The sequence below is a fragment of the Actinomyces sp. oral taxon 897 genome, assembly GCF_002999235.1.
In the GTDB taxonomy this organism is placed as follows: domain Bacteria; phylum Actinomycetota; class Actinomycetes; order Actinomycetales; family Actinomycetaceae; genus Actinomyces.
Map to the genome: position 1 here is coordinate 2,437,378 of NZ_CP027236.1, position 12,630 is coordinate 2,450,007.

General features: G+C 70.4%; 11 protein-coding genes. 7 read left to right on the top strand and 4 right to left on the bottom strand.

The window, feature by feature from the left end:
• Positions 1-371 precede the first annotated feature (371 nt).
• The 6 genes from rpsF to C3V41_RS09705 all read left to right on the top strand — a co-directional run bounded on the left by rpsF (position 372) and on the right by C3V41_RS09705 (position 4,997).
• Positions 372-659, top strand: a complete 288-nt coding sequence (gene rpsF, locus C3V41_RS09685) for a 30S ribosomal protein S6 (protein WP_106110091.1) — start codon at positions 372-374, stop codon at positions 657-659.
• A gap of 24 nt (positions 660-683) precedes the next feature.
• Positions 684-1,310: a single-stranded DNA-binding protein gene (locus tag C3V41_RS09690; RefSeq protein WP_106110092.1), complete on the top strand. Its 627-nt coding sequence runs from the start codon at positions 684-686 to the stop codon at positions 1,308-1,310.
• A gap of 188 nt (positions 1,311-1,498) precedes the next feature.
• Positions 1,499-1,735: a 30S ribosomal protein S18 gene (gene rpsR / locus C3V41_RS09695; RefSeq protein ID WP_106110093.1), complete on the top strand. Its 237-nt coding sequence runs from the start codon at positions 1,499-1,501 to the stop codon at positions 1,733-1,735.
• A gap of 12 nt (positions 1,736-1,747) precedes the next feature.
• Positions 1,748-2,203, top strand: coding sequence for a 50S ribosomal protein L9 (gene rplI, locus C3V41_RS09700; protein WP_106110094.1), 456 nt, complete (start codon positions 1,748-1,750; stop codon positions 2,201-2,203).
• A 677-nt stretch (positions 2,204-2,880) separates the two neighbouring features.
• Entirely contained in the window at positions 2,881-3,054 is a 174-nt protein-coding gene (locus C3V41_RS13190; protein ID WP_165271631.1) for a hypothetical protein, read from the top strand.
• The gene (locus C3V41_RS09705; RefSeq protein WP_106110095.1) at positions 3,051-4,997 is read left to right on the top strand and encodes a tetratricopeptide repeat protein; all 1,947 of its coding nucleotides are present in this window, start codon (positions 3,051-3,053) and stop codon (positions 4,995-4,997) included. The genes C3V41_RS13190 and C3V41_RS09705 overlap by 4 nt, the downstream gene beginning before the upstream one ends.
• A gap of 137 nt (positions 4,998-5,134) precedes the next feature.
• Here C3V41_RS09705 and C3V41_RS09710 read toward each other — a convergent pair whose 3' ends face one another.
• The 3 genes from C3V41_RS09710 to C3V41_RS09720 all read right to left on the bottom strand — a co-directional run bounded on the left by C3V41_RS09710 (position 5,135) and on the right by C3V41_RS09720 (position 8,470).
• Positions 5,135-5,782: an NAD(P)-dependent oxidoreductase gene (locus C3V41_RS09710; RefSeq protein WP_106110096.1), complete on the bottom strand. Its 648-nt coding sequence runs from the start codon at positions 5,780-5,782 to the stop codon at positions 5,135-5,137.
• A gap of 363 nt (positions 5,783-6,145) precedes the next feature.
• A complete protein-coding gene (locus C3V41_RS09715) occupies positions 6,146-6,718 on the bottom strand; it encodes a TetR/AcrR family transcriptional regulator (RefSeq protein WP_106110097.1) in 573 nt (190 codons plus the stop codon).
• Positions 6,719-6,874: 156 nt separating this feature from the next.
• The gene (locus C3V41_RS09720; protein WP_399503027.1) at positions 6,875-8,470 is read right to left on the bottom strand and encodes an MATE family efflux transporter; all 1,596 of its coding nucleotides are present in this window, start codon (positions 8,468-8,470) and stop codon (positions 6,875-6,877) included.
• Between the two features lie 700 nt (positions 8,471-9,170).
• Here C3V41_RS09720 and dnaB point away from each other — a divergent pair.
• Positions 9,171-10,604, top strand: coding sequence for a replicative DNA helicase (gene dnaB / locus C3V41_RS09725; RefSeq protein ID WP_106110099.1), 1,434 nt, complete (start codon positions 9,171-9,173; stop codon positions 10,602-10,604).
• A 610-nt stretch (positions 10,605-11,214) separates the two neighbouring features.
• Here the strand turns inward: dnaB and C3V41_RS09730 are convergent.
• Entirely contained in the window at positions 11,215-12,630 is a 1,416-nt protein-coding gene (locus C3V41_RS09730) for a glycosyltransferase (RefSeq protein WP_368033261.1), read from the bottom strand.

A 12,630-nucleotide genomic window follows, 5' to 3' on the forward strand; every position in this document is an offset into this window, starting at 1 on the left:
ACGGTACTTGTTCGTCGTGAGAACGGTACTTGTTCGCCGTGAGAACGGGTCCTAGGTCGTTTCCCTGGTAGCCACCTGGTCCACCGGCTGGGCTCGAGCCGGTCGTGGGGCGACGCCGCATCCGGGGCCGGGCACCATGGTGCCCGGCCCCGGATCGTCCTTCCGCGCGGGATCCTCCTGGGACGCGCAGGGGAGAGCGGGGTCACGTCTGGGGTGGCCGCCGGGTCTGGCCAACCAGGTCCCGGCTCCGGTAGGCTGACGGCTTGGCTGCGCCGTCGGGCAACCCTGCGCCGTCGGAAGCGCCACTACGCATCACCCTCCTGTCACGGAGAGACCGTGACCGCCTAGACCAGAGGAGGTGGGTACCAAGCATGCGTCACTACGAGATCATGATCATCCTCGAGCCCGAGACCGATGAGCGCACCATCGCTCAGACGCTGGAGAAGCTGCTGCAGGTCGTCCCCAGCAACGGGGGTACGGTGGACAAGATCGACATCTGGGGCAAGCGTCGCCTGGCCTACGACATTAAGAAGAAGTCTGAGGGCCTCTACGTCGTCGTGGACATGACCACGACCCCTGCCAACGCCCAGGAGCTCGACCGCCAGCTGGGCCTCAACGAGACGGTTCTGCGCACCAAGCTGCTGCGCCCCGAGGCCTGAGCCCGCAGGAACGGACGACACATTATGGCCGGAGAAACCATTATCACCCTTATTGGGAACCTCACCGCGGATCCCGAGATGCGCTTCACCCCCTCGGGTGCGGCCGTGGCCTCGTTCACCGTCGCCAGCACTCCGCGGACCTACGACCGTCAGAACGGGGAGTGGAAGGACGGGGAGACCCTGTTCATGCGCTGCTCCATCTGGCGCGACGCCGCTGAGAACGTGGTCGAGTCCCTCACCAAGGGCACCCGCGTCATTGTCTCCGGGCGCCTGAACCAGCGCTCCTACACCACCCGCGAGGGTGCCGAGCGCACCGTGGTGGAGATGCAGGTCGACGAGATCGGCCCCTCCCTGCGCTACGCCAAGGCCCAGGTCACCCGCAACCCCCGTGGCGGCGGCCAGGGCGGCTTCAGCGGCGGTCAGGGCGGCTTCAGCGGCAACGCCGGGAACCAGGGCGGCTACGCAGGTGGCGCCTCAGGCCAGGGGCAGTCCCAGCAGGGCGGCTCCGGCAGCTACAACAACTCGGGTCAGCAGGGCGGTGGCTACAACGCCCCCAGCCAGCCCCGCTACAACGCCCCCTCCGGTGGCGCGGCGGACGACCCCTGGGCCACCGGCGGCACCACGTCCTTCGGGGACGAGCCCCCCTTCTAGGGGCCGGACCGCCCCCTGGGGGCCGGACCGCCCAGCCAGGGTCTGCCAGCGGCGACCCGGCACCGGTGAGCACCACACCCACGGTGAGGTGCGGGCTGTGCGGGATGCGTCGTTGGACCCGCTTCCACCCATATTCAATCTCGTGTGAGCGCCGCTCATACCAGGCGCTCGAAGCAAGGAGTACCACCATGGCGAAGCCTCAGCTTCGTAAGCCAAAGAAGAAGGTCGGCCCGGTCAAGGCTATTAAGGTCGGCAAGATCGACTACAAGGACACCGCTACGCTGCGCAAGTTCATCTCCGACCGCGGCAAGATCCGTGCCCGTCGCGTCACCGGCGTCTCCGTGCAGGAGCAGCGCAAGATCGCCAAGGCCGTGAAGAACGCCCGCGAGATGGCCCTGCTGCCCTACACGAGCTCCGCTCGCTGAGAAGGAGGAAGCATGACCACCAAGCTCATCCTCACCCACGACGTCGACCACCTCGGCGAGGCCGGTGAGGTCGTCGAGGTCAAGGACGGTTACGCCCGTAACTACCTGCTGCCCCGCAAGCTCGCCACGCCGTGGACCAAGGGCGCCCAGCGGCAGATCGACCAGATGACCGAGGCCCGTCGCAGGCGCACCATCGCCTCCCTGGAGCAGGCGCAGGCCGCCCGCGCCTGGCTGGTGGACAACGTGGTCACCGTGACCGCCACCGCTGGCGCCAACGGCCGCCTCTTTGGCGCAATCACCACCACCGAGCTGGCCCAGGCCATTAAGGACGCCGGTGGCCCCGCCATCGACCGCCGCAAGATCCAGGCCGTCCCCCCGGTCAAGTCCGTTGGCCGCCACACCGTCTCCGTGCGCCTGCACACCGACGTCGTGGCCCCCATTGAGGTCAACGTGGTCGCTGCCCGCTGAGAAGCGGGAGCTCTGGGCGCCACGTGCCCCGTTCACCGAGCTGCCGGGAGTGCGATGGCTCGGGGACGCGCCGCAGCTGAGCCGCCCTCGCGCACGCCGCCAGGGTGCGGGCGGGCTCGTCGCCAGCGGCGCTGACCGGGCCCGCGCCCGCCGTCGGGGACGGGATCACCCGCCGCCTCGCACCACCGCTGGAGAGCCGTCCTCGCGCACGCCGTCGGGGAGCCACGAGACGTAAGCCTCGGGGGCGGCGCAGCCAACCTCTGTTGGCCTGCGGCCCGAGCCGTGAGGCCGGGCTGTGGACGCGGCCGTCAGGCCGTGGGCCCACCCCCTGACACCGGTCGGCTGAAGCATGACGGTCGCCGTCACATCTGCGAGGTGTGGCGGCGACCGCGCATTGTGAGGGCGGGGGCGCGGGGCAATGGGCGGGCCAGGGTAGGCCAGGGCGGGCCAGGGTAGGCCGCCGTCCGGGCTAGCCTCGGGCCAGCATCCCAGGCCAGCCCCAGACTGGCCTCGGGCTGACCGGGCCAGTATGCCTGGGCTAGCCCCGGGCCAGCATCCCAGGCCAGCCGGACCAGCCTGCCCGGGCCGAAATAGAATGTACGTCGTCGTCCACATAAAAGTATACGTGGTTAATGACGTACACTTGTACGTGACTGACCACGTACGAAGGAGCGAGTATGAGCCGGATGTCCTCGGCCCCCATCCGCCCCCACCCTGGGAACCTCCTGGATCCGCAGTTCTTCGTCGGGCGACGCCGGACCACGGCCCGGGGCATGTCCTGCCGGTGGCGCTACCCGGCGCTCCAGTGCACCTGGGCCCGACGCCGTCGGATCTGGGAGGCGGCCTCGTGAGGCCCTCGCGCTTCACCCCCTCGACCATGTCGGCGGAGCACCTGGAGGAGCTCTTCGTGGTCCGCGAGCCTCTTCTGGACCAGCTCATGGAGCGGGTCCAGGAGCTAGGCAGCGGACGGAGCCCTCACCACGCTCTCCTGGTGGGGCCTCGGGGCGCGGGGAAGACCCACCTCGTCGCCCTGGTCTACCACCGCACCCGCACCCTGGCGGCCAAGGGGGCCGGGATCCGGATCGCCTGGCTGCCCGAGGACCCCTGGACGATCGTCTCCTACCGCCACCTGGTGCTGGCCGTGCTCCAGGATCTCGTTGACGACGAGGACCTGGGGGCGCTGGGCGAGGAGGAGGCGGTGGCCCGCCTGCGCGCCGTACTCGAGGCGGGGCCGGTACTGGTGCTCATGGAGAACGCGGACCAGGTTCTGGAGGGCGTCGGGGAGCTGGGACAGCAGCGGCTCCGCCACCTGCTGCAGGCCCAGCCCGGTCTGCTGGTCATTGGCTCGACCAGGCGGCTCGACCACGACCGGGTCTTCCAGGACCGGCCGCTGTTCGGTTACTTCGACGTCATGAGGCTTGAGCCCTTCACGCCCGAGCAGGCGGTCACCATGCTCTCGGCCCTGGCCGGCGCCCAGGGAAACGAGGACCTGCGCAAGGAGCTGGAGACTCCTGGCGCACGGGTCAAGATCAGGACCGTCGCCCACCTCGCCGGGGGGCAGCCGCGCCTGTGGGCGCTCCTGGGTGACGCCCTGACGGTGGAGCAGCTGGACGACCTGGTTGACCTGCTCCTGATCCGGTTCGACAACCTGACCCCCTACTACCAGGAGCGCCTGGCACACCTGTCACCCCAGCACCGGTTCATTGTCTCCGAGCTGGCCGGCGCGGACCAGCCCCTACCGGTCAAGGAGATCGCCAGGCGCACACAGATCGGGCAGCGGACCGTCGCCAAGGCGGTGGGCGACCTCAGTGGGCGCGGGTGGCTGCGGCCCACGGACACGGTCTTCGCCGACCTCTTGGACCGCCGTCGCACCTACTACGAGCTGGCTGAGCCCCTGGCCCGGCTGGCCTTCCAGATCAAGGAGTCCCGTGGGGAGCCGCTGCGCCTGGTCGTGGACTTCCTCACCGGCTGGTACGGCCTGACCGAGCTCCGCACCGCCGGGCAGGAGGGAAGCGCCGCACCGTACTGCGCCATGCCCATGCGCGTCCTCTCCGGGGACGAGACAGCTGGCCCGGTCCAGCAGCTGACGAGCCTGCCGGTGGGGAGGAGGCCCTCGGTGGCCCTCCTGGGGCAGGTGGAGGACGCCCTGGCGGCGGCCCGACGCGGGGACGCCGAGCCCGTCATGGATCTGCCGAGCACCGTACGCCAGGCCCTTGAGCACCGGGCGGGACCGGAGCGCAGGCTCACGCCCGTGCGCCTGGACCTCCTGACGCTCGCCCTGAGGGAGATGGGCGTGCCCCACGAGCCGGAGTCGGGCCAGTGGGTGGAGCGTGCTGAGCGTCTCGACGCCGAGGAGGCGAGCCTGGAGAGCAGGCTCATGCTCGTGCGCTGGCTGGCGAGCGCCCGGCGGCTGGACGAGGCGGAGGCGGCGCTCGCGACGGTGGGGGTGACGGTGCCCGGGGCACTGGATGAGCCCGGGGCGCTGGTCGCCCGTGCGGGCCTGGCCGAGGCGTATGACGCCGCGGGACGCTTCCAGCAGGCTGTCCGCGCCTGGGAGGCAGTGGCTGAGGACTGCGAGCGCGTACTGGGGGCGGAGCATCTCTGTACCCTGACCTCGCGCAGTAACCTCGCTACTGCCTACCAGAAGGCTGGTGACACGGAGAAGGCGATTTCCCTGTGCGGGGCCGTGCTGGAGGATACTGTAAGGGTGCTGGGACCTGACCACCCGGCTACCCTGACTGTGCGCAGCAACCTGGAGTCCCTCCGGCGCCAGACGGCAGGTGCCGGAGGGTGACGGCGCTCCTGAGCGCAGAGGAACATTTTGTGCGCAGGGGGACATTCTGTGCGGAATGTAACCAATCGAGGTCACTTTGTGCGCAATCGGTTACTCTCTGTACAAAATGTTCCCCGCTGCCCGACGTCGTCGCCCGGTCAGGCGCGCCGGAACCCCTTGGCGGTGGTCACAATGATCTGGCTGCCCTGGGTGTCCGGGTCCTCGGCGGCGGCCAGGATAGCGGCCGCGGCGTCGTCGAATGCCAGGATCGGTAGCCCGGGCACCTTGGTGACCTGGTCCAGGCGCAGGCTGACGGCGGTACCCGTGGCGACGCTGCTCTTGAGGTTGACCGGGTAGATAATGGTCCAGGGTATTCCCGAGGCCATGAGGAGATTGTCGGACGCGGTCTTGTCGTGCATAATCCGGCCCAGGACGTAGCGGTAGACCAGACGCATGTACCAGGGGGCCTTGTCGATGGTGTCACCGGCACCGAACGCGGAGACCAGCACCAGGCGCGGTGAGCCCGCCCTCTTTAGTCCCCGGATAATACTGGGTAGACGCGCCTGCATAAGCGTCCCGTCCCTGGTCTTGCCGGTCAGGCTGACGATGACCACGTCCGCCCCCCTGGCGGCGTGGGCGACGGCGCCCGGGTCGGAGGTGGAGCCCCGTACGACCTTCAGGCGCTTCCTGCGACGGACCGTCTCGGGGTGGGGGGTAATGGTGGTGACAGCGTGTCCGGTCGCCAGGGCCTGGGTCATGACACGGGAGCCGACGTGTCCGGTGGCGCCGATAATGACGAGCTTCATGGGGTTCTCCTTGGAGGGCGGTGGTGTCCCGACGGCGTCGGGTCAGGGAGGGGCGGCACCAGGACCGTGGGCGAGGTCGAGCTGGTGGTGGGGTGGGACCGGTGCCTCCCGCCTGGTGGCGACGCGCTGGCTGGGCAGGTCGGTGAGGGGTCGGGGTGGCACGTGATGAGCCGAGGCTGGTGGGCCGAACCGGACGGGCGGGGCGGCTTGGGCGAGGCTGACGCGCCGGGCCGTGCGGGCCCGTCGGGCAGGGAGGCGGTGCTGCGGCTGGGTGGCGCAGCACCGGTGCTGGTGAGGGCTGGCGCTGTGGGGACGGGGCCGGACCCGCCCTGGTCGGGCTGGCTCGGCTCCGTGCGCCAGTACTTAGAACGGGTGTCCCACAATAGTGGCTAGGACGTCAAGGCTCAGCACGGCGACGTCGTCCTGCTCCTGGGTACCGACGTCTACCGTGTCCTGGGCCAGGGCGGCGATGAAGATGAGCCAGGCGCGCAGGTTGCGGTGCATGGCGGGGGTGTCCTCGGCGCCGGTCAGCGCCAGGATCCGTTCAATGTGCATGGCGTGGCTGCGCTCGACCAGGGCGCCGGCCTCGGTGGCGTCACTGGATGAGTACAGCTCGCTCAGGCTGGTGGTGGAGGTGCGGAAGTGTTTTATGTAGGCGCGCAGCGCCTTCTCGACGTTCTCCTGGGGCGTCAGCGAGGCGTCCGGGGCGGTCTCCGCCAGGAGCCCCGCGGCCTCCGCCGCCAGGACCGCGCCGAGTAATTCCTCCTTACCAGGGAAGTAGTGGTAGATGAGGGTCCGCGCCACGCCAGCGTCCTTGGCGACAGCGCTCATGGAGGTGCCGACGACACCGTCGCGGGCGAAGTGCTGGGCGGCGACGGCAATGATCTGGGCGCGGCGCTCCTCGGGGCTGAGCCGGGAGCCGGTCGTATTGATCATGTGTCTAAGATAGGTTGCGGTGGGGCAGATATCAAATGTGACATCCCGGTGCTCCGTCCTCACCCTGTGCTCCGTCCTCACCCCGGTGCCCGATCCGCTCAGTGCCGCCAGGCGGAGCCGTCGCCCGGGGCGTGGGTACCGTGTCAGGGAACCGGCTCAGTGCCGCCAGGCGGTGCTTCGGGCGCGCAGGCCGTTGAGCAGCGCCCGCGCCCCCATGAGGACCCAGGCGAACGACAGCCACAGCCACACCAGGCCGGTGCTCCCCTCCGGGGTCCCGGCCCCGCCCAGGAGCCCGGTGCCGCCCAGGAGCCCGGTGCCGACGGCGGCGGCCAGGGGCAGGTAGGGGACCAGGGTCCCCAAGCCCGCCCAGGCCAGGTAGCGCCCGTCACCCGCCCCCATGAGGACCCCGTCGAGCAGGTAGACGACCCCGGCCAGGGGCAGGGCGCTGGCCGCAATGAGCAGCGGCGGGACGCAGGCGCCCAGGACCGCCGGGTCGGAGGTGAACAGGTGGGGCAGCCAGGGGGAGCCCACGGCCAGCAGGAGGCCGAGGAGGGCGCCCGCCCCCGCGCCCCAGGCCGTGGTACGTCGCAGCAGGGTGCTCACGCCCGCGTCCTGGTGGGCCTGGTCGGCTGTCTGGGCAAATGTCGGAAGTTCCTTATGAGAACCCGCGTCCTGGTGGGCCTGGTCGGCTGAGGCCCGGCCCAGTGCCGTCCCAATGAGCGCCTGGGCGGCAATGGCCAGGGCGTCCAGGGCGAAGGCGACGAAGTTCCACAGCGAGCTCACCACCTGGTGCGCCGCCAGGGCGGTGGTCCCCAGGGCGGTCGCCGCCCACACGGTCGCCAGGATCGCCGCACGCAGGCAGAGCGTACGCACCAGGAGCGGGGTCCCGGTCCCCAGGGAGGCGGTCAGCCCCTGTCGGTGCGGTCCCCAGGTGACGCCGTCGCGCCTGGCCGCGCCCAGGACCGGCGCCGCCAGGGCCAGGGCCATGACCGTCTGGGCCGCCGCCGTGCCCAGGCCGGATCCCGCGATCCCCATGCCGACGCCGTAGAGCAGCACGGCGTTGACCGCCACATTGAGCACGGCCCCGGCAGTGGCCACTACGAAGGGCGTCCGGGTGTCCAGCAGGCCGCGCAGGGTCCCGGTGGCCGCGTAGACCACGAGCATGCCGGGGATGCCGGGGGCGGAGGCGCGCAGGTAGGCGGTCGCGGCCTCGGCCACCTGCCCGTCCGCGTCCAGGGCGGCCACGACCCAGGGGGCTGCCAGGGCCAGGAGCGTGCCCGCCACGACGCCAATGAGCCCGGCCAGCCACATGCCGTCGACCCCGGCCCGCAGGGCGGCCGAACGCCGTCCCGCCCCGAACAGCCGGGCGGTGGTGGCCGTGGTTGCGTAGGCCAGGAAGACGAACAGGCCCACGACGGTGGTCAGGACCGTCGAGGCCAGGGACAGGCCCGCCAGCGAGGTGGGGCCCAGGTGGCCCACCATGGCCGAGTCAATGAGGACGAAGAGCGGCTCGGCCACCAGCGCGCCCAGTGCGGGCAGGGCCAGGGAGAGGATCTGCCGGTTCAGGCTAGCTGTGCGGGGCGGCGTGGTCGGGGGCGCTGTGGTTCCGTGGGGCGCCGGGGTCCTGTGGGGCGCCGAGGGTGTCGGGGTCTCGTGGGGCGCCGGGGACGGCGAGGGTGCTGTGGTCCCGTGGGACGGCGAGGGTGCGTGGGGCTCGGCGGGAACGGGCGACGGGCTGGACGTATTAGGCACAGGACCTCCGGAGACGACGCCCCAGTCTCTCACGCCCGCCCTCCTCTCACGCCCGCCCTCCTGCCCGGTGGCGGCACCCCACCGCTCCTGGGCGGAGGGGCACTGCCCCTCGTTCCTGTCAGCCTTGGTGACCGGCGCTCCACCGCTCCTGGGTGGAAGCGGCGGGTGCCGTCTCATGCTGGTCCCCGGGCGGCACCCCACCGCTCCTGGGTGGAGGGGCGCCTCGTTCCCACTGCTGGCGGCGCCCCAGCACCACCGTCTGCCGGTGAGCCGCTTCCACGTGCTCGTTCCCACCGCTGGCGGCGCCCCAGACGGGTCGGGCGGCGGCCGACCTGAAGGACAGGATGAGGTTCATCCACAGACTTGTCCACTTATCCACAGATTTTGTACACATTTTGTACTACGATGGGCGGGCTGGCGGTGACAGCGGGAAAACGTTGGAACTAGGCCGATATCCGCTGGTGGCGTAGCAGTTTTTCCACAGTTCTACCCCGTCTGTCCCCATGTCCGACGGCGCGTCCTCCACAGGCTCTGCCCACATATCCACAGGCGTCCCCCGCTCCTCCACACCCTGCCGGTCCTGAGCGTTTGCGCCCCGGCGCCTGCGTGGCTATCGTGCACGCGCACGCGAGACGGGGCACCTCCGGGAAGGGCTCGTGGGCCAGGGGGCCTGTTTGCGCGCACGCGAGAAGGAGGCGTTATGACCGAGGTGAGCTCCGCCGTCGGGCCCGCGGGGGACGGCGACCAGGCCATCCGCTACGACGGCGCCTTCGACCGCCTCCCGCCCCAGGATCTTGAGGCCGAGATGGCCACGCTCGGCGGCATGCTCCTGAGCAAGGAGGCCATTACCGACGTCATCGAGGTCCTGCGCGGCACCGAGTTCTACAAGCCCGCTCACGAGTCGATCTTCGACGCCATTGTGGAGGTCTACAACCGCTCCGAGCCTGCCGACCCCCTCATTGTCGCCGACGAGCTGGCCAAGCGCGGCGAGCTGGAGCGCGTGGGCGGGGCACCCTACCTCGCCAGCCTCATGGCCACCGTCCCCACCGCCGCCAACGCCGGCTACTACGCGCGGATCGTCAAGGAGAAGTCCCTCATGCGCGGCCTGGTCCAGGCGGGGACCCGCATTACCCAGCTCGGTTACTCAACCGACGCCGGGGATATTGACGACCTCGTCACCCTGGCTGAGGCGGAGGTCTACTCCGTGGCCCACCGCGACGGTGACAAGCAGGACTACGCCGTGGTCGGTGATCTCCTTAACGAGGCGAACCTGAAGATCGAGGCGGGCCAGTCCCGGGAGTCCGGCGTCATGACCGGGGTCCCCACGGGCTTTGTCGAGCTCGACGAGCTCACCGGGGGCCTGCACGGCGGGCAGATGATTATCGTCGCCGCCCGACCCGCCATGGGCAAGTCCACCCTCGCCGTCGACTTCTGTCGCAGCGCCTCCATCCACGCGAGCATTGACGGCAAGCACATCCCCTCCTGCTACTTCTCCCTGGAGATGGGGCGCATGGAGATTATGATGCGTATCCTGGCCGCCGAGTCCGGGGTGGACATGACTAAGCTACGTGGAGGACGCCGTATGGATGAGCGGGACTGGGAGGACGTGGCCCGTGCCTACAACCCCGTCTCCGAGGCGCCCCTCTATATTGACGACTCTCCCCACCTCACCATGCCGGAGATCCGCTCCAAGGCCCTGCGTCTCAAGCAGCACGGGGACCTGGGTCTCATGGTCGTCGACTACCTCCAGCTCATGACCTCGGGCAAACGTGTGGAGTCCCGTCAGCAGGAGGTCTCGGAGTTCTCCCGCTCCCTCAAGCTGCTGGCCAAGGAGCTGGACATCCCCGTGGTGGCGGTGGCTCAGCTCAACCGTGGTCCTGAGCAGCGTACCGGGAACAAGCCGCAGATGAGTGACCTGCGAGAGTCCGGCTCCCTGGAGCAGGACGCCGACATTATTATGCTTCTACACCGTCCCGAGTACTACAACAGCGACGAGCGCGCCGGTGAGGCCGACATTATTGTGGCCAAGCACCGCAATGGTCAGACTAGGACCATCCCGGTCATATTCCAGGGGCACCTGTCACGCTTTGCCAATATGGCCCAGGGTGTGGGCGCCGAGCCCGCCTACGACTAGCTGGCCACTGCCCCGCCTGCGGCGGCCTGTTCACGTGGGCGCCGAGCCGCAGGGCCAGTGTCGGGACAGCGTGCCCTCCCCGCCCGCCCGCTCACCGCGAGAACGGTACTTATTCTTCGCGAGAACGGTACTTGTTGCTCGTGAGAACGGTACTTGTTGGCCGTGAGAACGGGGGCCGTCCGAGACGCTGGTCGGCGCTGGGCCCAGGTGCGGGTCCTCGACGGCGGAGCGGTCCGTGCCAGCGTCCACTCCTCCCCGGGGTGCGGTCGGGAGCCCGTCAGGGCGCCTACCCGACGAGCCCTGGACGCTGGCGTCCTCCCTGGGCGCAGTCAGAGCCCCCTCCCGCTGGCTGCTCGCTGGCAGCCCGGCGTCCTAGGTGGCCGTGTTCCGGGGGCGGGTGGTTTTTAGCCCCTTTCCTGCCACCCCGCCGGGGACGTGCCTTGGTCGTCGAGGACGTGCCCTAGGGGGCCTCTAGGGTACGCCCCCGACGACCAAGGTACGTCGCCGAGGAACAAGTACCGTTCTCACGGCAAACAAGTACCGTTCTCGCGACGAATAAGTACCGTTCTCGCGGGTGGCGAGGCGGGCAGGCAGGCAGGCGCGGGCGGGGTTAGCCGCTGCGTCCTCGGCGGAAGACCAGGTGCCGCTGGGCCAGGTAGCTGACGACGTAGACGGTACCGTCGCCCACGAGCTTGGCGGTCCCCACCCCCAGGCCGAGCCCGGTCAGCACCCTGAGCATGAGGTAGCTGGCCGCCAGGAGCACCAGGGCCAGCCCCAGGTAGCGTACGGCGGTGCGCCCCACCGTCCCGGCCTGTGCCCGGAACACCCGACGGTTGAGGAAGAAGTCCGCGGTACCACTGATAATGCGCGCCACCACCACGGAGGTCAGCAGGTCGCCGCTCAGCGCCATGAGCACCACCACTCCCACCCAGTCAATGACGAAACTTGCCAGGGAGGCGCCAATAAACCGCAGGAGCGGGGCGTAGATACGGGCGGAGTCCTGGACGGGACGGAAGTGGCTGGAGGTGTTGCCCGGCTCGTAGACCGTGGCGATCTCCACCTCCTCCACCGCCAGGCCGCGCTCATGGGCCTCCAGGAGCTGGGAGAGCTCGTACTCGTAGCGGTCGCCGGGCACCGTCTGGAGCCACGCCAGCTCCCCGGCGGGGAAGCCCCGCAGACCCGTCTGGGTGTCGCGCAGGCGCCAGCCGGTCGCCCCGGCAAAGAGCAGGGCCGTGGCGGTGTTACCCACCCTGGAGCGCAGCGGCACCCTCCCGGTGAAACGGCGCACCCCCAGGGTCATGTGCCCGGTGGTACGGACCCTGGTGGCGACGGCCCGGATGTCGGCGGGCGTGTGCTGGCCGTCGGCGTCGGCGCACACCACGTCCGCACCCGGCCAGGTGGTGGCGGCCCGGGCCAGGCCGGTGCGCAGCGCCTGACCCTTGCCGTTGTTGACCTGGTGCGTGACCACGACGGCGCCCTGGGCGCGGGCCCGGGCGAAGACAGCGGCGTAGTCGGGGCCGCTGCCGTCGTCCACCACGAGGACCCGGCAGCCGGGAAGAGCCTCGTGCAGGTCGTCGACGAGCCCCACCAGGCGGGCGTCCGGCTGGTAGGCGGGGACGACCACAGCCAGGCGCGGGGTGCCGGAGGCCTCCAGGACCGCTGCCCGGGCCGAGGCTGGCGTCCGGGACGCAGGGTCCCGGAGTACCCGGGCTGCATGGCCCAGGGCCGACCCGGAGTCGGAACGGGCCCGGGCTGCATGGCCCAGGGCCGACATTGACGCGGGCCCCGGCTCGGCGAGTGCGGGCCTCGGCTCGGTGGTCCGGGGTCTCGGGTCGGTGGGCGGGGGCGCTGGCTCGGTGGGCGCGGGCCCCGGGGCCGACGCCGCGTCCCGGGCCGATCGGGCCCCGGCGTAGGAGGTGCCGGCCTTCTCCTGGGCGGCCAGGGGAGCCTGCGGCCCCTCCAGGGCGGGGCGGGACGAGGGGCGGGCCAGCGGGTAGGAGTCGGTGGACCAGGTTGTCGGGTTCAT